Source organism: Lichenibacterium dinghuense, from assembly GCF_021730615.1.
In the GTDB taxonomy this organism is placed as follows: Bacteria; Pseudomonadota; Alphaproteobacteria; order Rhizobiales; family Beijerinckiaceae; genus Lichenihabitans; species Lichenihabitans dinghuensis.
The window spans coordinates 1,783,596-1,800,552 of sequence record NZ_JAJLMN010000001.1 but is presented as its reverse complement, the minus strand read 5'-3'; the positions used below and the strand labels follow the sequence as shown (position 1 = coordinate 1,800,552).

General features: G+C 72.0%; 20 protein-coding genes and 1 tRNA gene. 12 read left to right on the top strand and 9 right to left on the bottom strand.

What is annotated here, in order from left to right; all coding sequences use genetic code 11:
• The first annotated feature begins 25 nt into the window (after positions 1-25).
• Complete coding sequence (locus L7N97_RS08695; protein ID WP_237477918.1) at positions 26-1,390, top strand: MFS transporter; 1,365 nt, start codon at positions 26-28, stop codon at positions 1,388-1,390.
• Positions 1,391-1,397: 7 nt separating this feature from the next.
• On the top strand, positions 1,398-1,925 hold the full coding sequence (locus L7N97_RS08690; protein WP_237477917.1) for a metallophosphoesterase family protein: 528 nt from the start codon (positions 1,398-1,400) through the stop codon (positions 1,923-1,925).
• 555 nt (positions 1,926-2,480) lie between these two features.
• Here L7N97_RS08690 and L7N97_RS08685 read toward each other — a convergent pair.
• Positions 2,481-2,897, bottom strand: coding sequence for a hypothetical protein (locus tag L7N97_RS08685; RefSeq protein WP_237477916.1), 417 nt, complete (start codon positions 2,895-2,897; stop codon positions 2,481-2,483).
• A 100-nt stretch (positions 2,898-2,997) separates the two neighbouring features.
• Between L7N97_RS08685 and L7N97_RS08680 the strand changes: the two genes are divergently transcribed.
• Both L7N97_RS08680 and L7N97_RS08675 read left to right on the top strand, forming a co-directional pair.
• Complete coding sequence (locus L7N97_RS08680; protein WP_237477915.1) at positions 2,998-4,200, top strand: pyridoxal phosphate-dependent aminotransferase; 1,203 nt, start codon at positions 2,998-3,000, stop codon at positions 4,198-4,200.
• A gap of 136 nt (positions 4,201-4,336) precedes the next feature.
• The gene (locus tag L7N97_RS08675) at positions 4,337-4,813 is read left to right on the top strand and encodes a DUF992 domain-containing protein (protein ID WP_237477914.1); all 477 of its coding nucleotides are present in this window, start codon (positions 4,337-4,339) and stop codon (positions 4,811-4,813) included.
• Positions 4,814-4,819: 6 nt separating this feature from the next.
• Here the strand turns inward: L7N97_RS08675 and L7N97_RS08670 are convergent, their stop codons facing one another.
• A complete protein-coding gene (locus tag L7N97_RS08670; protein WP_237477913.1) occupies positions 4,820-5,029 on the bottom strand; it encodes a helix-turn-helix domain-containing protein in 210 nt (69 codons plus the stop codon).
• 131 nt (positions 5,030-5,160) lie between these two features.
• Entirely contained in the window at positions 5,161-6,993 is a 1,833-nt protein-coding gene (locus L7N97_RS08665) for an NAD(P)/FAD-dependent oxidoreductase (RefSeq protein ID WP_237477912.1), read from the bottom strand.
• Between the two features lie 105 nt (positions 6,994-7,098).
• Between L7N97_RS08665 and L7N97_RS08660 the strand changes: the two genes are divergently transcribed.
• Positions 7,099-7,395: a hypothetical protein gene (locus L7N97_RS08660; protein ID WP_237477911.1), complete on the top strand. Its 297-nt coding sequence runs from the start codon at positions 7,099-7,101 to the stop codon at positions 7,393-7,395.
• A gap of 22 nt (positions 7,396-7,417) precedes the next feature.
• On the opposite strand, the gene L7N97_RS08655 is transcribed toward L7N97_RS08660, so the two are convergent.
• A complete protein-coding gene (locus L7N97_RS08655; protein ID WP_237477910.1) occupies positions 7,418-7,987 on the bottom strand; it encodes a helix-turn-helix domain-containing protein in 570 nt (189 codons plus the stop codon).
• Between the two features lie 137 nt (positions 7,988-8,124).
• On the opposite strand from L7N97_RS08655, the gene L7N97_RS08650 reads away from it, so the two are divergent.
• From L7N97_RS08650 to L7N97_RS08635, 4 genes are read left to right on the top strand one after another with little or no spacing between them, the layout of a single operon-like run.
• Positions 8,125-8,361, top strand: a complete 237-nt coding sequence (locus L7N97_RS08650; protein WP_237477909.1) for a GcrA family cell cycle regulator — start codon at positions 8,125-8,127, stop codon at positions 8,359-8,361.
• Positions 8,358-8,792 (top strand): hypothetical protein, encoded by a 435-nt coding sequence (locus tag L7N97_RS08645; RefSeq protein ID WP_237477908.1) that lies wholly within the window; start codon positions 8,358-8,360, stop codon positions 8,790-8,792. Before L7N97_RS08650 ends, L7N97_RS08645 begins: the two co-directional genes overlap by 4 nt.
• A 2-nt stretch (positions 8,793-8,794) precedes the next feature.
• The gene (locus tag L7N97_RS08640; RefSeq protein WP_237477907.1) at positions 8,795-9,427 is read left to right on the top strand and encodes a hypothetical protein; all 633 of its coding nucleotides are present in this window, start codon (positions 8,795-8,797) and stop codon (positions 9,425-9,427) included.
• A gap of 29 nt (positions 9,428-9,456) precedes the next feature.
• On the top strand, positions 9,457-10,371 hold the full coding sequence (locus L7N97_RS08635) for a glycosyltransferase family 9 protein (protein WP_237477906.1): 915 nt from the start codon (positions 9,457-9,459) through the stop codon (positions 10,369-10,371).
• On the opposite strand, the gene L7N97_RS08630 is transcribed toward L7N97_RS08635, so the two are convergent.
• Entirely contained in the window at positions 10,365-11,006 is a 642-nt protein-coding gene (locus L7N97_RS08630; RefSeq protein WP_237477905.1) for a L,D-transpeptidase, read from the bottom strand. The two genes, L7N97_RS08635 and L7N97_RS08630, sit on opposite strands and share 7 nt — an antisense overlap.
• A 137-nt stretch (positions 11,007-11,143) precedes the next feature.
• On the opposite strand from L7N97_RS08630, the gene L7N97_RS08625 reads away from it, so the two are divergent.
• The 3 genes from L7N97_RS08625 (at position 11,144) to L7N97_RS08615 (ending at position 13,872) form a co-directional block, all read left to right on the top strand.
• Positions 11,144-11,374, top strand: a complete 231-nt coding sequence (locus tag L7N97_RS08625) for a hypothetical protein (protein ID WP_237477904.1) — start codon at positions 11,144-11,146, stop codon at positions 11,372-11,374.
• Between the two features lie 144 nt (positions 11,375-11,518).
• Positions 11,519-13,555 carry an NAD(+) synthase gene (locus L7N97_RS08620; protein ID WP_237477903.1) on the top strand — a complete coding sequence of 679 codons (2,037 nt, stop codon included), beginning with the start codon at positions 11,519-11,521 and terminating at the stop codon, positions 13,553-13,555.
• 53 nt (positions 13,556-13,608) lie between these two features.
• Entirely contained in the window at positions 13,609-13,872 is a 264-nt protein-coding gene (locus tag L7N97_RS08615) for a ribbon-helix-helix domain-containing protein (RefSeq protein WP_237477902.1), read from the top strand.
• 151 nt (positions 13,873-14,023) lie between these two features.
• On the opposite strand, the gene L7N97_RS08610 is transcribed toward L7N97_RS08615, so the two are convergent.
• From L7N97_RS08610 to L7N97_RS08595, 4 genes are all read right to left on the bottom strand, one after another.
• A protein-coding gene (locus L7N97_RS08610) for an IS630 family transposase (protein WP_237477901.1) occupies positions 14,024-14,979 on the bottom strand; the annotation gives its coding sequence in 2 pieces (ribosomal slippage) (positions 14,024-14,640 and positions 14,640-14,979; 957 coding nt in all).
• Between the two features lie 259 nt (positions 14,980-15,238).
• Positions 15,239-15,886 carry a 3-oxoacid CoA-transferase subunit B gene (locus tag L7N97_RS08605; protein WP_237477900.1) on the bottom strand — a complete coding sequence of 216 codons (648 nt, stop codon included), beginning with the start codon at positions 15,884-15,886 and terminating at the stop codon, positions 15,239-15,241.
• A 12-nt stretch (positions 15,887-15,898) separates the two neighbouring features.
• Positions 15,899-16,558 (bottom strand): CoA transferase subunit A, encoded by a 660-nt coding sequence (locus tag L7N97_RS08600; protein WP_237477899.1) that lies wholly within the window; start codon positions 16,556-16,558, stop codon positions 15,899-15,901.
• Between the two features lie 182 nt (positions 16,559-16,740).
• Positions 16,741-16,837, bottom strand: a tRNA-Sec gene (locus L7N97_RS08595).
• Between the last annotated feature and the right edge of the window lie 120 nt (positions 16,838-16,957).

The following is a 16,957-nucleotide window of genomic DNA, read 5'->3' as shown; positions in this document are numbered from 1 at the left end:
TCGCGCAGAACGGACGGGGGCGGGGATGGACGGGGCGGCGGCCGGGACGGAGGCTGCGCCCGCGGCCGCGACGCACTCGGAAGCCGCGCTCGCGGCCGTCACCCGCAAGGTGACGTGGCGCATCCTGCCCTTCCTCATGCTGTGCTACTTCATCGCCTTCGTGGACCGGGTGAACGCCGGCTTCGCGGCATTGCAGATGAACCACGACGTGGGCATCTCGGCCTCGGCCTTCGGGCTCGGCGGCGGGCTCTTCTACGTCAGCTACGTTCTCTGCGAGGTGCCGAGCAACCTCGCCATGGAGCGGGTCGGGGCGCGGCTCTGGATCGCCCGCATCATGATCTCCTGGGGGCTCGTGTCGGGCCTGATGGCGGCCGTGGTCGGGCCCTACTCGTTCTACGCCGTGCGGCTCCTGCTCGGCGCCGCCGAGGCCGGCTTCTTCCCCGGCGTGATCCTGTACCTCACCTACTGGTTCCCGGCCGAGGCGCGCGGGCGCATCGTGGCCATCTTCATGGTGGCGATCCCCGTCTCGTCCTTCCTCGGCTCGCCGATCTCGGCGGCGCTGCTCGGCACGGACGGCTGGCTCGGCCTGCACGGCTGGCAGTGGCTGTTCGTGCTCGAAGCCGTGCCGGCCGTGGCGCTCGGCATCGCCTCGCTCGCTGTCCTGCCGGACGGCCCGCGCGACGCCGCTTGGCTGTCGCCGGCCGAGCGCGAGCTGCTGCGGGAGCGCCTCGCCCGCGACGGCGCCAGGCCGAAGCCGGCGGGGGGCCACCTGTCGCTGTGGCGCGTCCTGTCGAACCCCTACGTGCTGGCGGCCTCGCTGATCTACGCGGGCGCGTCCGGCGCCAGCCAGTGCCTGTCGCTGTGGCAGCCGCAGATCATCAAGTCCTTCGCGCTCAGCACCAGCGCCACGGGCTGGCTCAACGCGCTGCCCTTCGGCATCGCTTCCGTGCTGATGGTGCTCTGGGGCCGCAACTCGGACCGCACGCGCGAGCGCGTGTGGCACACGGCGCTGCCGCTGGCCCTGCTGGCGGGCAGCCTGTGCGCCGCGCTGCTCACGGACGCGCTGCCGCCCACCATGGTGCTGCTGTGCCTCGCCGTGACGGCCACCTACGTGTTCAAGGGGCCGTTCTGGGCGCTGTCGACCGAGTGGCTGGCGGCGGGAGCCGCCGCGGCCGGCATCGCCCAGATCAACGCCATGGGCAACATCGGCGGCTTCGTCGGCACCTCGCTGCTCGGCGTGATCAAGGACGCGACCGGCTCCTACGCGCTGGGCCTCATGCCCATCGCGGCGCTGTCGGCGGCGGGCCTCGTCGCCGTGCTGGCGCTCGGCCGCGGCCCGCGCGCGGCAGCCGCGGCCGAGGTGGGATCGCCGGCCCGGCCCCGCGCGTAGGGGAGGGATGACCACCTTCTTCACCAGCGACACGCATTTCGGCGACATGCGGGTGCTGCGGTTCGACCACCGGCCCTTCGCGGACCTCGCCGAGCACGACGAAGCCCTGGTGGCGCGCTGGAACGAGCGGGTGGGGCCGGGCGACACGGTGTGGCACCTCGGCGACTTCGCGCTCGGCCCCGGCCCCGAGCGCTGCGCCGCCCTCCTCGACGCGCTGCACGGCGAGAAGCACCTCGTCGCCGGCAACAACGACGACGCCGCGACCCTGTCGCTGCCGGGCTGGGCCTCGGTGCGCCACTATGCCGAGCTCGTGGTCGAGGACCGCATGCTGGTGCTCTGCCACTACGCCTTCCGCACCTGGAACGGCATCGGCCGGGGCGCCGTGAACCTGCACGGCCATTCCCACAACAAGCTCACGCCCATGCCGAAGCAGTACGACGTCGGCGTCGACGCCCAGGGCTTCCGGCCCGTCACCCTCCCTGAGGTCCTGGCGAGCCGGAGACGCGGCGCCCGCAAGGCGCCCGCGCCGGCCTGACCTCGCTCGATTTCGAGGCGAATTGGTTCCGATCCCGCGAGGGCAAATTCACACCGTTCCGGCGGCGTCAACTTCATTTTGGCCGGGCCGCGAACTTTTCCCGTGGCGTGTCGTTAAGGCTCCGTCAACGGATGGAGACGGGCATGGACAAGTCGATGTGGATCGCGGCGGGCGCTTTCACGGCCTGGTTGATGATCGGTGCGGCCGCGATGATGTGAGGCGGACGTGGTGTCCGCCGTGGGGCAGGTCGGATCGACCGCAGACCCCGGCACAGCGAAGCGAGAGCCGGCCTGAAGGGCGCATCGTTCGATCGATGCGCCCTTCGCATTTGTGCGCCCCCGATTTCAGCGAGCGTGGCGACGGGAGCGACCGGGCTCCGATACGAGACAGGCCCGACCTCCGCCGTGGCCCTCCATTCCGACCGTTCCGCGCCATCGCGAGCGCAGCGAAGCGATCCAGCCCGCGCTTCCTGAAAAAGTCGCTTCGCTCGAGGCCCTGCGCCGCCTTGCGGCTCCTGCTCCCCCCTGGATCGCTACGCTGTGCTCGCCCGGGCGCTCACGCCGCCCGGCGCGGGTTCTGCGCCACGCGGAAATCCACCGACACCCCCGCCGCCGACACCACGCAGGCCACGACGCCGTCGACCCGCGTGCCCGCCGCGCCGTCGCGGAACGTGAAGCTGGCGCCGAAGCTGCGCTCGCGCGCCCAGGGCGAGCCCAGCGTGGGGTCGGGACCGAACTCGACGTCGTCGGGCTGGAAGCCCCGCTCCGCCAGCCGCCGCACCAGCGGCGGGCGGCAGGCGTCCGCGAGGTCGCCGCCCCCCATGGCGGCGCGGATGACCCGGCCGCCGTCGAACCGGATGTCGGCCAGCAGGGCGACGCCGCCGAGCGTCGCGGCCAGCAGCATCCCGGCGACCACCAGCGCCAGGCCCCGCAGCAGCGACCTCGCCCGCCCGGGCGTCGCACTCTCCGCCATGTGATCCCCGATCGCGATGGAACGCGCGGCTTCCGGCCGCCGCCGCGGTGTCCTATAGCTGCGCCGCCTCGACGACATGGGACAACACGGAGCGAACCTCATGGCCTTCATCTCCGACACGCTGGCGCGCGTCAAACCCTCCGCCACCATCGCGGTGACGCAGAAGGCGCGCGACCTGAAGGCCAAGGGGCGCGACGTGATCTCGCTGTCGGTCGGCGAGCCCGACTTCGACACGCCCGACAACGTCAAGGAGGCCGCCATCGCGGCCATCCGCCGGGGCGAGACGAAATACACGCCCGTGCCCGGCATCGTGCCGCTGCGCGAAGCCATCGCCAAGAAGTTCAAGCGCGAGAACGGCCTCGACTACAAGCCGGCGCAGACCATCGTCGGCACTGGCGGCAAGCAGATCCTGTTCAACGCCTTCCTGGCGACCTGCAACCCCGGCGACGAGGTGGTGATCCCGGCGCCCTACTGGGTGTCCTACCCCGACATGGTGCTGATCGCGGGCGGCAAGCCCGTCTTCGTGCCCACCACGCTGGAGAACGCCTTCAAGCTCCAGGCCGAGGACCTGGAGCGCGCCATCACGCCCCGCACCAAGTGGGTGCTGCTGAACTCGCCCTCGAACCCCTCCGGCGCCGCCTATTCGCGCGCCGAGATGAAGGCGCTGACGGACGTCATCCTGCGCCACCCCGACGTGTGGGTGCTGACCGACGACATCTACGAGCACCTCGTCTACGGCGACTTCGAGTTCTGCACGCCCGCGCAGGTGGAGCCCGGCCTGATGGACCGCACGCTGACCATGAACGGCGTGTCCAAGAGCTACGCCATGACGGGCTGGCGCATCGGCTACGCGGCCGGGCCGGACCGGCTGATCAAGGCCATGGACATGCTGCAGGGCCAGCAGACCTCGGGCGCCTGCTCGATCGCGCAGTGGGCCTCGGTCGAGGCGCTCGAAGGCCCCCAGGACTTCATCCCGAAGAGCCGCGCCGTGTTCGAGGGCCGGCGCGACCTCGTCGTGTCCATGCTGAACCAGGCGACCGGCCTCAAATGCCCGGTGCCGGAGGGCGCCTTCTACGTCTACCCGTCCTGCGCCGCCCTGATCGGCAAGCGCACGCCGGGCGGCAAGACCATCGAGACCGACGAGGACTTCGTCACCGAGCTGCTCGAGGCCGAGGGCGTCGCCGCCGTGCACGGCTCCGCCTTCGGCACGGGCCCGAACTTCCGCATCTCCTACGCGACGTCGAACGAACTGCTGGAGCGGGCCTGCGCCAAGATCCAGAGCTTCACGGCCTCGCTGCGCTGAGGCTCCCCGGCCTGTGGCCGAAAGGCCACGGGCCGGCGCCGACACGAAGGCGACGCGGCCGGGCGCGGCGACGGCCACAATCGGCCTGTCTGTGGCGGCCTCGCGGCGCGCGCCGCGCGCCCTCGGAGTCCGCACCATGGTCCAGACCAAGATCCTCCTCGCCGCCGCGGCGGCCCTGGCCGGCACCGCGCTGCTGCCGGCCGCGGCGAGCGCCGGCCCCGTGGGGCAGCTCTCCTGCAACGTGTCGGGCGGCATCGGCTTCGTCATCACCTCGCGCCGCGCGCTGAACTGCGACTACGCGCCGTCGAACGGCGGCCCGCACCAGCATTACCTCGGCACGATCAGCCGCTACGGTCTCGACCTCGGCCCGCAGGGACCCGGCAGGCTGACCTGGGACGTGGTGTCGCTCGGCGGCGCTGTCGGGCCCGGCGCGCTGTCGGGCAGCTATGCCGGCGCCTCGGCCTCCGCCACGGTGGGCGTCGGCGTCGGCGCCAACGCCCTGGTGGGCGGCGCGAACGGCGGCGTGCAGCTCCAGCCCCTGTCCGTGGAATCCCAGTCGGGCCTCAACGTCGCGGCCGGCATCGGCGCGATGTCGCTCGAATACACGCCCTGAGCCCCCTCAGCCGAAGAAGTCCGCGATCGGCCGGTCCAGCGCCGCGGCGAGCTGCGTCAGCACCTCGACCGGCATGTGCCGCCGCCCCGCCTCGTAGAGCGCGAGCACGGCGGGCTGCAGGCCGGTCCTGGTGGCGAGCGCGTCGACGGTCAAGGCCGCGTCCATCCGCATCGCCCGCAGGTTGCGGCCGATCCGGGCATCGATGTCGTCCGCCATGATCTCCGATCGGATGCCGCTTCGGGGTGCCTGCCGCCTCGCCGCAGCGGCCATCCCGACAACGGTTTGTCCGACGAAAAGATCGCGGCTTTGCATGCAGGACGAGGCCGACGCCGGCTCCGCCGCGCGGGTCAGCCCGCGTGGTGCGTCTCCGCCAGCCCGTAGACCGGCGTGGGGATTCCCTCCATCCGGGCCTTGAGCTGCAGCGCGAGGTAGAGCGAGTAGTGCCGCGACTGGTGGAGGTTCCCGCCGTGGAACCACAGCGCCTCCTGCCGGGTCGGCTTCCACATGTTGCGCAGCTCGCCCTCCCAGGGGCCGGGGTCCTTCGTCGTGTCGGAGCCGAGGCCCCAGCACTTGCCGACCCGGTCGGCGACCTCCTGGCTGATGAGCTTGGCGGCCCAGCCGTTCATGGAGCCGTATCCGGTCGCGTAGACGATGACGTCGGCGGGCAGGCGCGTGCCGTCCTCCAGCACCACGGCGTCCTCGGCGATCTCCTTCACGCGGCCGTGGGCGAGCTTGATCTTGCCGTCCGCAATCAGCTCGGAGGCGCCGACGTCGATGTAGTAGCCCGAGCCGCGGCGCAGGTACTTCATGAACAGGCCCGAGCCGTCGTCGCCGAAGTCGAGCAGGAACCCCGCCTTCTCCAGCCGGTCGTAGAAGTCCCTGTCGCGCTCCCTCATCGCCTCGTAGATGGGGATCTGGAACTCGTGCATGATCCGGTACGGGATCGAGGCGAAGGTCATATCCGCCTTGTCGGTGCTGATGTTCTTGGCGAGGGCGTCCTCCGAATACAGCCCGGCGAGGCCCAGCTCCATCAGCGATTCCGAACGGGCGACGTGGGTCGAGGTCCGCTGCACCATGGTGACGTCGGCGCCGCTCTCGTGGAAGTCGGCGCAGATGTCGTGGGCCGAGTTGTTGGAGCCGATCACCACGGCCCGCTTGCCCCGGTAGGCTTCCCCGCCCGGATGCCGGCTGGAATGGTGGCTGTCGCCCTTGAACGCGTCCATGCCCGGATAGTCCGGCATGTTGGCGACGCCCGACATGCCGGTGGCGAGCACGAACTGCTTCGGATGCAGCGTCAGCGCCTCGCCGTCGCGCAGGAGCTCCACGGTCCATTCGCCGGCCGCCTCGTCGTAGCGGGCGGAGCGGCACTCGGTCCGGGGCCAGTAGTTCAGCTCCATGACCTTGGTGTACATCTCCAGCCAGTCGCCGATCTGGTCCTTGGGCGCGAAGACCGGCCAGTGGTCGGGGAAGGGCAGGTAGGGCAGGTGGTCGTACCAGACCGGGTCGTGCAGGTGCAGCGACTTGTAGCGCTTGCGCCACTGGTCGCCCGGCCGGTCGTGCTTGTCGACGATCAGGGCCGGCACGCCGAGCCGCTTCAGCCGGGCGCCGAGCGCGATGCCGCCCTGGCCGCCGCCGATCACCAGCGCGTAGGGCTGGACGCTGCGGCCGAGCTCGGCCTCCTCGGCGGCGCGGCGCTCCGCCCAGGTGCGGCGCCCCTCCTCGACGCCGTGGTGCACGCCCTTGATGCGCCGCGGGCCCGCCTTCTCCTCGAAGCCCTTCAGCTCGCGCGACGCCGTGAGCAGCGTCCAGGCGCCGTCGCCCTTCAGCCTGAGGTGGCCGCGCCCCCGCGCGTGCTCGGTTTCGAAGGCGATCCACGCCTCGGTGACGCCGTCCGCCTCCGCGGCGGGCTCCTCCAGCGTCCAATGCCGGGGGCGGATCGCGTCGAGCTGCGCGTCCAGCATGGCGCGGACCGCGTCGCGACCTTCCAGCGTCGTGATGTTCCATGTGAAGGCGACGAGGTCCCGCCAGAAGCAGGTCGGGGCGAAGCAGGCCGCAGCGGCGCCCGCGTCCCGCGCCGCCAGCGCGCCTTCGAAGCGATCGAGCCAGGCGAGCACGCGCTCGTCCGTGGGCGAGATTTGGGCCGGTGACAGTTGGTCAGGCGACCGTGCCAGTGCCGTCATGACGGATCCTCCGCCCGGCGCTCTCCGTCGCCGGGATGGCGTGGAGCGTCCTCCCAATCGCGGGCCCTGTCCAGCCCCGACCGGCGGCCTGGACGAGGCGCGGCGATGCGCTATTTTTCGTCCATGCGCGTCCCGGTCGCCCTCGCTCTCCTCGGCCTCGCCGGCGCCCTCGACGAGGCCTCCGCGGCCACCCATCGCTACACGCGCGCGGAGCGCTACGCCGGCTGCATGTTCGGCGAGACCATCCCGCTGATGCGGCGCGGCACCGAGCGCGAGCGCGCCCTGGCGATCGCGTCCGACCGCTGCATCGCCTTCTCCGAGGGCCTGTCGGCGGGCGACATCCGCGAGGTCGACGTCGAACTCCACCGCGCCATCGAGCGCTCGGAGAAGAGCGGGCTCTAGGGGCCTCCCGGTCCGCCCCGCGTCACGCCGGCGTCAAGCCGGTCACCTTGGCGGCCCACAGCACCTCGGCGTCGAGCACCGGCTCGCCGAACTGGCCGTGGAGGTCGAAGCGGCCCTCGGCCCGCCCGCGCAGCACCTTCTTGACCAGCACGCGGCCGTCCGCCAGCCCGGCGATGCAGAGCCGCCCGATCAGGTCGTCCGTCACGGCCTCGCGGCGGTCGTCGTAGAAGACGCGCCAGCCCGCGAAGATCGGCCCGAGGCTGTCGCCGCGGATCTCCGCCGCCACGGTCAGCGGCGTGGCGTCCTCGGGCGCCGGCACCTCGTCGAGCGGACCCTGTCCCTCCGCATAGAAGTGCATCGCGGTGCCGGCGCCGACGTAGCCCACCACCGGGACGGTGCCGGCGCGTTCCGTCACCACCTCGCCGGGGTCGACCCCGTAGGCGTCGCTGGCGAGCTTGATCCACTTGTCGGACAGGCGGCGACTGCCGCCCTCCAGCTTCGCGTACTGGTTGCGGGTGGTGCCGAGCGCGGCCGCCGCCTCGCCCTGCGTCCAGCCGCGGCCGTCCCTCAGCATCCGCAGATTGTTGGCCACGGCAGATCTCCACTTATCCACCCATGATGGGCACACGCCTTGACACCTGTGCCCGTTACGGGCACATTACGCTTACGGCCGGCGAGTCGTCCAGCCTCGCAGCCGGAAATCCCCCCTCACGACATCGGATGTTCGACGTGGTGTCACCGCCGGTCCTGGCCGGGGAACGCGCCTTCGCGCCCTTCCCCCATTTCCCGCCCGCCGCCGCCGCCGTGGCGGCGCTCGGGCCGCGCGGATGCCGCTGGCCGCTGGGCGAGCCGGCCGACGCGGGCTTCGCCTTCTGCGGCGCGGCGCGGCGGCTCCGCGGAAGCTACTGCGCCGTCCACGCCCGCCTCGCCCGCGCGGGCGCGTCCCGCCGCGGAGGCCGGGCGTGACGGCGCCGCGCGTCGAGAGGGCGCCGCGCCGCCGGGGCAGCTTCGGCCTCGACGAGCGGCGGTTCCCCGACCCCGCGCGGGTGGAGGCGGAACTGCGCAGCTTCCTGGCCGGCCGGCTCCCGGAGGTGTGGCCCGTCCCCACCCCGCCCGGCGTATCGGACCCGGCGCGGGCCGACGCCGCCGGCGGCCGCACGCTGGCGCTGCTGCTGCCCCGCGGCCAAGTGGCCGTGCTGCGGATCGACCGCGACCCCGACCGGCCGGACCCCGAGTCGATCGCGCTGGCCGACCGCTGCCGGGCCATGCGCATCCCCCACGCCACCGTGTCGAGCCTGGCGGAAGGGCGGTCGGCCCTGCGGCGCCTCGGCGTCGAACCCCGGCCCGAGGCGCCGCCCGCCGGGCCGACGCCCGACGCCGCCTTCCGGAGGAGCTGATGATGCCGAGACGCAGACGGGATGCGGTGACGCTCGCGGGGGGGCAGGTGCCGCGGGGCCACGAGGACGCGACGCCGCAGCGCCTCGCCCGGGCGCGCGAGGGCGGGGAGGCGCGGGTCGACGCTTCCGGCGTGCGGCGCATCGGCGACCCCTTCGACGCCCTGCGCAGCCGCAACCTGCTCGACCGGCTCGACATCGCCGCCAACGAGACGCTGTGGCACGCCGAGGACCGGCTGCGCCGGCACTGGCACGGGGGGCGCCTCGACGGCCTGTCGGCGGTGGACCTTGCCCGCCCCAGCGTCGACGGCGGCGGGGGCGGGCCCGCCCCCGCGGGCGAGGCCGTGCAGCGCCATCGCGACGAACTCCGCCGCGCCGCGGAAGCGGTCGGCCCGCGGTTGATGCCCTACGTCGAGGGCGTGGTGGTGGCCGGGCGGCCGGTCGCGAGCCTGCGCGGCCTCGTCGGCGACACCGGCCACGCCCGCACCGCCGACGCGCTGGCGCTGGAGCGCCTGCGCGAAGGGCTGCACCGGCTGTGCGACCTGTGGCGCATGCGCCCCGACGCCCGGCCGCTGCCCATCGCGGCCTGGCGCTCGGCCGGGGACGAGCCGGTTCCCGGCGCGGACGCGAGGGGATAGAACCGCAGCGGTCGAGCAGAGGGGCGGGTTTGTCGGAGAAGATCCTGTTCGTGGCGCCGCGCATGATCGGCGACGCCGTGATGGCCTCGGGCGCGCTCGACCGCCTCGTCGCGGCCCGCCCCGGCGCCCGCGTCACCGTGGCGGCCTCCCCCGAGGCCGCCGCCCTGTTCACCCACATGCCGGGCCTCCACCGCCTGATCGCGGTGCGCAAGCGGCAGGACCACGCCCACTGGCTCAAGCTCTGGGCCGAGGTGGTGCGGACGCGCTGGGACCTCGCGGTCGACCTCAAGGGCTCGGGCCTGCCCTACGCCGTGCTGGCGCGGCAGCGCTTCATGCGCCGGCCGATGCCGGGGCTGCGCCTGTTCGAGCAGCACGCGGCCCTGCTCGGGCTCGACCCCGCGCCGCTGCCGGTGGTCTGGACGGGCGCCGCCGAGCGGGCGCGGGCCGCGGCGCTGCTCGGGGACGGCGCGCCGGTCGTGGCGCTCTGCCCCACGGCGAGCTGGACGCCGAAGATGTGGCCCGCCGAGCGCTTCGCGGCGCTGTTCCGGCGCCTGGCGTCCGGCGCGCTGCCCGGCGCGCGCGCGGCGGTGTTCGGCGGGCCGGGCGCGCGCGAGCGCGAGGGCGCGGCGCCGCTGCTCCGGGCGCTGCCGGACGCCGTCGACCTCGTCGGCGCGCTGTCGCTTCCGGAGGTGTCGGCCTGCCTCGCGCGCTGCGCGCTGGCGGTCAGCAACGATTCCGGGCTCATGCATATTGCGGCGGCGGCCGGCATCCCGACGCTGGGGCTCCGGGCGCACTTCCCCGATCAGGCGGCCCGCGTCGAGCCCGCCGGGCGCGCGGCCGGCTGGGTGCTGCGCGCGGGCGACGACATGGCGGCCATCGCGGTCGAAGACGCGGAGGAGGGGTCCCGGCGGGTGCTGGAGCTGGCGGCTTCGGGCCTTCAGTAGGCGCCGTAGCTGTCGTCGTAGCCGTCGTCCGGCGGCGGCGCGGCGCTTCGGAGGCGGGCCGGGCGGTGGCGGCGCGATGCGTCGACCCAGTTGCCGTCGTCGGCGTAGTAGCCGCCGGCTCCGTCGTCCACCCGGTCATAGCGGGCGCGACCGTAGCGCGGCGCCGCCATCGCGGTCTCGGCCGGCTCCGCCACGGACCCGTCGTCGCCCTCGACCACCACGCGCGTGTGGCCCATCCCCTCGGCCTTGACCAGCGCGAACAGCTCCGCCGAATGGGCGCGCGACAGCCGCACGCAGCCGTGCGAGGCGGGACGGCCGAGCGCCGCCACGTGGCCCGTGCCGTGGATCGCGTGGCCCATCTCGGTGAAGAAGATCGAGTTGGGCATGGGCGCGTCGTCCCATTCCTTCGAGAAGTGGTCGCGGTCCATCCGGAACGGCGTGTAGGAGCCGCTCGGCGTGTCATGGCCGGGGACGCCGGTGGACACCGGCCAGGAATAGCGGTCCTGCCCGTCGACCGCGACGTTCATGCGCTGCGTCGCCTTGTCGATCGTGACCAGGACGTCGGCCGAGGCGGTGCCCGGCAGGACGGCCGCCGACGCGAGGGCGAACAGGATCAGGGTCGAAAGGCGGCGCATCGTCGTCTCGGGTTCGCGCGGAAGTCGAGGGGGAGACGCGTGGACGCGAAGGTGAGTTCCTCGCCGGCCGCGGGGCCGGCCGGAACAGCCCGCCGCGGCCCGACGTTGCCCGGAGCATCGAGAGGGGAGGAACCGACATGGCATCGTCCGACGAACCGAAGGTCCCGGTGGAGAAGCCCGACCCGGAGGCGGCTGAGCGCCCGTCCGAAGGCTCCGAGGAGCGGCCCGGATTCAGCCTCGGCGGCGCCGAGGGCGACCGCGACGGCGGCGACCTGCCCGAAGGCGGCCCGGTCAGGGATCCCGCGCTCGGTGCCAGCCGCGCCACCGGCGGCTCCGAACTCACCAACGCGAAGGGCGTGAAGGGCTGAGGCGGTCGAAGCCCCGCGTTCCGGTCGCCGGAACCGGCCGGTGCCGCGGCGCCGGCCGGCCGGCCCAAGCGTCTTGACCCCGTAGAGCACGGGGCGCACTCACGACGGGTGACCGGCGCGGCGTCGCCGGGCCGCGAGGGCGCCATGGATTTCCGATCGATCTACACGCACGGCTTCCTGCGCGTCGCGGCCTGCACGGCCCTGACCGCCATCGCGGAGCCGGCCAGCAACGCCGCCTCGATCCTCGCCATCGCCCGCGACTGCGACCGGGACGGCGTCGGCCTCGCGGTCTTCCCCGAACTCTCCGTGTCGGGCTACGCGCTGGAGGACCTGTTCCTGCAGGACGCGCTGCACGAGGCCGTCGGGGCGGCGCTCGACGCGATCGTGGCGGGCTCGCGCGACCTCCTGCCCGTGCTGGTGGTCGGTGCGCCGCTGCGCCACCGCCACCGGCTCTACAACTCGGCCGTGGTGATCCACCGCGGCGCGGTGCTGGGCGTGGTGCCGAAGAGCTTCCTGCCGAACTACCGCGAGTTCTACGAGAAGCGCCACTTCGCCGCCGGCGCCGGCCTCCGCGGCGAAACGATCCGCGCAGGCGGCGCGGAGGCGCCCTTCGGCACCGACCTCCTGTTCGCGGCCGGGGACGTGCCGGGCTTCGTGCTCGGCGTCGAGGTGTGCGAGGACCTGTGGGTGCCGGCGCCGCCCTCGGGCGCGCTGGCGCTCGGCGGCGCCACCGTGATCGCCAACCTCAGCGGCAGCCCCATCACGGTCGGCCGCGCGCGGAGCCGCAACCTCCTGTGCCAAGCCACCTCGGCGCGCTGCCTCTGCGCCTACGTCTACGCGGCGGCCGGGGCGGGCGAGTCCACGACCGACCTCAGCTGGGACGGCCAGACCGTGGTCTACGAGAGCGGCGTGCTGCTCGCGGAAGGCGAGCGCTTCGCCGCCGCCGGGCAGGCGACAATGGCCGACGTCGACCTCGACCTGCTGCGCCAGGAGCGGATCTCGACCGGCTCCTTCGACGACAACGCGCGGGCCGGCGCGGGCACATTCCGCACCGTGCCGTTCCGCCTCGGGGCCCCGGATGCGGACGTCGGATTCCGGCGCCGGGTGGAGCGCTTCCCCTTCGTGCCGTCCGACCGGGCGCTGCTGGAGCAGGACTGCTACGAGGCCTACAACATCCAGGTCGCCGGGCTGAAGCAGCGGCTTAAGGCCATCGGCGTGGAGCACATCACGGTCGGCGTGTCGGGCGGGCTCGACTCGACCCACGCGCTGATCGTCGCCGCCAAGGCCTTCGACCTGCTCGGCCTGCCGCGCACCAACATCCTGGCCTACACGATGCCGGGCTTCGCCACGGGCGACGACACGAGGAGCAACGCGCATCGCCTGATGGCGGCGCTCGGCGTCACCGCGCACGAGCTCGACATCCGCCCGGCGGCGGAGCAGATGCTGCGCGACCTCGGCCACCCCTACGCCGAGGGGCGGGCGCAATACGACGTCACCTTCGAGAACGTGCAGGCGGGGTTGCGCACCGACTACCTGTTCCGCCTCGCCAACCACCAGAACGCCATCGTGCTCGGCACCGGCGACCTGTCCGAGCTCGCGCTCGGCTGGTGCACCTACGGGGTCGGCGACCAGATGAGCCACTACAACGTCAACGCCGGCGTGCCGAAGACGCTGATCCAGCACCTGATCCGCTGGGTCGTGTCGAGCCGCCAGCTCAGCGGCGACGCGGACGCGACGCTGCTGTCGATCCTCGACACGGAGATCTCGCCCGAGCTGGTGCCGGTCGAGGCGGGGTCGAAGCCGCAGAGCACGGAGGAGCGCGTCGGCCCCTACGAGCTGCAGGACTTCAACCTGTTCTACACGCTGCGCTACGGCTTCAAGCCGTCCAAGATCGCCTTCCTGAGCCTGATGGCCTGGGGGGACGTCGCGGACGGCCATTGGCCGGAGGGCTTTCCGGCGGACCGGCGGCGGGCGCACGACCTCGCCCACATCCGCAAGTGGCTGCGGGTGTTCGTGCAGCGCTTCTTCGGCTTCAGCCAGTTCAAGCGCTCGGCGCTGCCGAACGGGCCGAAGGTGTCGGCGGGCGGCGCCCTGTCGCCGCGCGGCGACTGGCGGGCGCCCTCCGACGGCAACGCGCGGATGTGGCTGGAGGAGCTGGAGCGGAACGTACCTGAGGGGTGAGAGGCTTCGATCCGAGATCTTGGCGACAGCGCTGCAATCGGTATGATGTCTCGATGCAGGCCGTCGTTCCTCCCGTCTTCGAGGCTTTCGCGCGCGAGCAGGTCGCCGCTGGTGCCTTCGCGTCCGAGCAGGAGGTCGTCACCCGAGCCCTGGAAGCCTATCTCGAGCGTGTGGCCTCCCTGCGGTCTGCCGTCACGGAGGGGTTCGCCTCGCTCGACCGGGGCGAAGGCGTGGACGGCCCTGCGTTCATGCGCGCCCTCATCGCGAAGACGGCGGAACGGCATGAGGCAGACCTAGCTACTGTTGCTGTTTTCTAATCCTTAATGTTTTTTATTGCTTTTATCAACTTTTCCCATGGTATTGTTTTGGCTTTGAATTTGATCAGGTGTGACTTATCTGGAATATCGTGATCTGTGAATATTTGATTGTGCTTTGGGTGCATTCTGAGAAGTCTAGAGCTATTTCCGATCAGGTTGGGTCGTAGGCATCGTAGCCAGCCGCGGCGAGGTAGTTGCGGCACTCGTCAGGAGTGAAGCGGGTGAAGGCTTCCCGGATGGCGACGCGCAGATCCGTGACGGTGCGGGCCGCCGCCGTGCGAAGCAAGGCCTTCAGCTTGGCGAAGGCGTTCTCGATAGGATTGAAGTCAGGGCTGTATGCCGGAAGGTAGAGCAAGCGAGCCCCCGCTGTTTCGATGGCCTCCCGCACGCCTTTCACCTTGTGAGCACTCAGGTTGTCCATCACGACCGTGTCGCCGGGCTCGAGGGCCGGGATGAGGACGTCGGTGACGTTGGCCAGAAACCGAGCCCCGTTTGTGGCGCCGTCCATCAGTTCGATCGCAAAGGGACCGCTTCCCCGCAGGGCCGCCGTGACCGTGGTGGTCTTGTAGTGCCCGTGCGGCACCGCGATGCGGCAGCGCTCGCCACGCCTGGCCCGGCCATGGCGGCGGGTCATGTTGGTGGCCGCCGCTGTCTCATCGAGAAAGACGACCCGCTCGGGGTCCACGTCGAGTTGACCCTCGAACCAGTCCTCGCGCGCCTTCATCACGTCGGGACGGCTTTGCTCGGCGGCGTGCAGATCCCTTTTTTACGGCTGATCTTGTGGCGCGCGAAGAAGCGGTGCAGCCCGCTCGTGCTGGTGCTGACACCCTTCTCGCGCAAGCTTTCACGCAGCTCGCGCAGGTACGCCTGCGGCTCCGCCTCGCACGCCTGCAGGATCATCTCCGCGTGGGCCTCGATGTTGCGGGAGCGCTGGTCTCCGCCCATCGGCTTGGCCGCGACCACGCCCTCGGCCCGGAAGCGGGCTTGCCAGCGGATCGCCGTCGCGATCCCGACACCGAAACGCTCGGCCGCCTGGCGGCAGGAGGAGCCCGCCTCGACAGCGGCCAGAACACGCTCGCGTAGGTCCACAGACAGGGCTCTCGGCATCAGGGGCATCCCGCAAAGGTTGCCCTCACCGAATCACAACCCGGCCGAACCCGCTACACCGCACGACTCAAACCGGACGGAAACAGCTCTAGTGACGAATTATCATTTTTGGGTCCATTACAGATGATAGTCTCACTCACAGAGTATATGTCGCGTGGGCGATCATGGCTGCGGCTTGTTTGATTCAGGAGAAAGAATACTCCGTCATTGACGTCTTGCCGGAGACGGAATGTTTGATGCTTGGCGCCAAGGCGCGGCCTTACACTCCCATCTCCGCCACTTCGCCCACGATCAGCGGCGCGCCCGTCGCGGCCCGCACCTCGTCCACCGTCACGCCCGGCGCCGTCTCGCGCAGAGCCAGCCCGTCCGGCGTCGGCTCGATCACGGCCATGTCGGTGACGATCAGCGTCACGGGCCGGGCCGCGGTCGGCGGCAGGGTCAGCTCGGCCACGATCTTGGGCTCGCCCTTCTGGGTGTGGTTCATCGCCACGATGACCCGGCGGGCGCCCGCCACGAGGTCCATGGCGCCGCCCATGCCGGGCACGAGCTTGCCGGGCACCATCCAGTTGGCGAGCCGGCCGCGCCGGTCGATCTGGAGGCCGCCCAGCACCGTCATGTCGAGGTGGCCGCCGCGGATCAGCGCGAAGGACATCGCGGAATCGAAGGAGACGGCGCCCGGCAGCGCGGAGACGAAGGCGCCGCCCGCGTCGGTGAGGTGCACGTCCTCCATGCCCTCGGGCGGGCGCGCCCCGAAGCCGATGATGCCGTTCTCGGACTGGAAATAAACGCGCAGGCCGTCCGGCACGAAGCGCGCCACCTCGGTCGGCAGGCCGATGCCGAGGTTCACCAGCGTGTTGTCGCGCAGCTCGCGCGCCACGCGGCGGGCGATGAGCTCCCTCGCATCCATGGCTGTCATCCCTCAGACGAGCTGCGGCCGTTCGAGCAGGTGGTCGATCACCACGCCGGGCGTGTGGATCATGTCCGGCGTCAGCACGCCGAGCGGGACGATCTCGTTCGCTTCCGCGATCACCGTGTCGGCCGCCATGGCCATCAGCGGGTTGAAGTTCCGCGCCGTGAGCGAGTAGACGAGGTTGCCGGCGTAGTCGGCGCTGCGCGCCGCCACCAGCGCGAACTCCGCCCGCAGCGCCGGCTCGATCAGGTATGGGAGCCCGTCGACCTCGACGACCTGCCGCCCCTCGGCCGCGGGCGTGCCGAGGCCGGTGGCGGTCAGCACGCCGCCCAGCCCCGAGCCGCCGGCCCGGATGCGCTCGGCGAGCGTGCCCTGCGGCACGAGGTCGACCGCGATCGTCCCCGCGATCATGCCCTTCTGCGTTTCGGGGTTGGTGCCGATGTGGGACGCGACCACGCGCGCGACGCAGCCGGCGCCGATCAAGCGGCCGATGCCGACGCCGGGGCGCGCCGTGTCGTTGGCGATGATCGTGAGCCCGCGCGCGCCGCGCTCCACCAGCGCCGCGATCGTGCGGTGGGGCGTGCCGACCCCCATGAAGCCGCCGATCATCACGGTGGCGCCGTCCGGCACCAGGGCGGCCGCGGCGGCGGGCGAGAGCGCGGTCCTCATCGGCGCGGCGTCGCCCCCGAACCGGGCCTTCGACGGCGCACGGCCACACGGCCGACGGAGGGGTCTCGAAACGTCCGCGCTGGCATCTTGACAGCTCCGCCCCTCATGCTCCCTGACATGAGGGAGATAGTGCGACGGAGGGTGGACGGGAAGCGAGGCGCTGCCCGATGTTCGAGCAGGAGTGGCGGAAGAGAGTGGGGGTCGAACCCACCAAGAACCGGCTCGCAGCCCTTCCCGGATTTGAAGTCCGGACGCCCCACCGGGGAACGTTTCTCCTCCGGGATCGATCTTAGCGCGCCGGGGTGGGACGTCCAGCCCTCATCGGCATGGAAAGGCGGTCGCAAGCCGTCTCGACCTCCGCCCGCCGCTCATCCCCGCGCACGAAGATGAGCGGGGGAG

What these genes read in the sequence shown, in the direction of transcription:
- L7N97_RS08695 (WP_237477918.1), top strand. Translation starts at nt 26, where the DNA reads ATGGACGGGGCGGCGGCCGGGACGGAGGCTGCGCCCGCGGCCGCGACG.
- L7N97_RS08690 (WP_237477917.1), top strand. Translation starts at nt 1,398, where the DNA reads ATGACCACCTTCTTCACCAGCGACACGCATTTCGGCGACATGCGGGTG.
- L7N97_RS08685 (WP_237477916.1), bottom strand. Translation starts at nt 2,897, where the DNA reads ATGGCGGAGAGTGCGACGCCCGGGCGGGCGAGGTCGCTGCTGCGGGGC.
- L7N97_RS08680 (WP_237477915.1), top strand. Translation starts at nt 2,998, where the DNA reads ATGGCCTTCATCTCCGACACGCTGGCGCGCGTCAAACCCTCCGCCACC.
- L7N97_RS08675 (WP_237477914.1), top strand. Translation starts at nt 4,337, where the DNA reads ATGGTCCAGACCAAGATCCTCCTCGCCGCCGCGGCGGCCCTGGCCGGC.
- L7N97_RS08670 (WP_237477913.1), bottom strand. Translation starts at nt 5,029, where the DNA reads ATGGCGGACGACATCGATGCCCGGATCGGCCGCAACCTGCGGGCGATG.
- L7N97_RS08665 (WP_237477912.1), bottom strand. Translation starts at nt 6,993, where the DNA reads ATGACGGCACTGGCACGGTCGCCTGACCAACTGTCACCGGCCCAAATC.
- L7N97_RS08660 (WP_237477911.1), top strand. Translation starts at nt 7,099, where the DNA reads ATGCGCTATTTTTCGTCCATGCGCGTCCCGGTCGCCCTCGCTCTCCTC.
- L7N97_RS08640 (WP_237477907.1), top strand. Translation starts at nt 8,795, where the DNA reads ATGCCGAGACGCAGACGGGATGCGGTGACGCTCGCGGGGGGGCAGGTG.
- L7N97_RS08630 (WP_237477905.1), bottom strand. Translation starts at nt 11,006, where the DNA reads ATGCGCCGCCTTTCGACCCTGATCCTGTTCGCCCTCGCGTCGGCGGCC.
- L7N97_RS08625 (WP_237477904.1), top strand. Translation starts at nt 11,144, where the DNA reads ATGGCATCGTCCGACGAACCGAAGGTCCCGGTGGAGAAGCCCGACCCG.
- L7N97_RS08620 (WP_237477903.1), top strand. Translation starts at nt 11,519, where the DNA reads ATGGATTTCCGATCGATCTACACGCACGGCTTCCTGCGCGTCGCGGCC.
- L7N97_RS08615 (WP_237477902.1), top strand. Translation starts at nt 13,609, where the DNA reads ATGCAGGCCGTCGTTCCTCCCGTCTTCGAGGCTTTCGCGCGCGAGCAG.
- L7N97_RS08605 (WP_237477900.1), bottom strand. Translation starts at nt 15,886, where the DNA reads ATGGATGCGAGGGAGCTCATCGCCCGCCGCGTGGCGCGCGAGCTGCGC.
- L7N97_RS08600 (WP_237477899.1), bottom strand. Translation starts at nt 16,558, where the DNA reads ATGAGGACCGCGCTCTCGCCCGCCGCCGCGGCCGCCCTGGTGCCGGAC.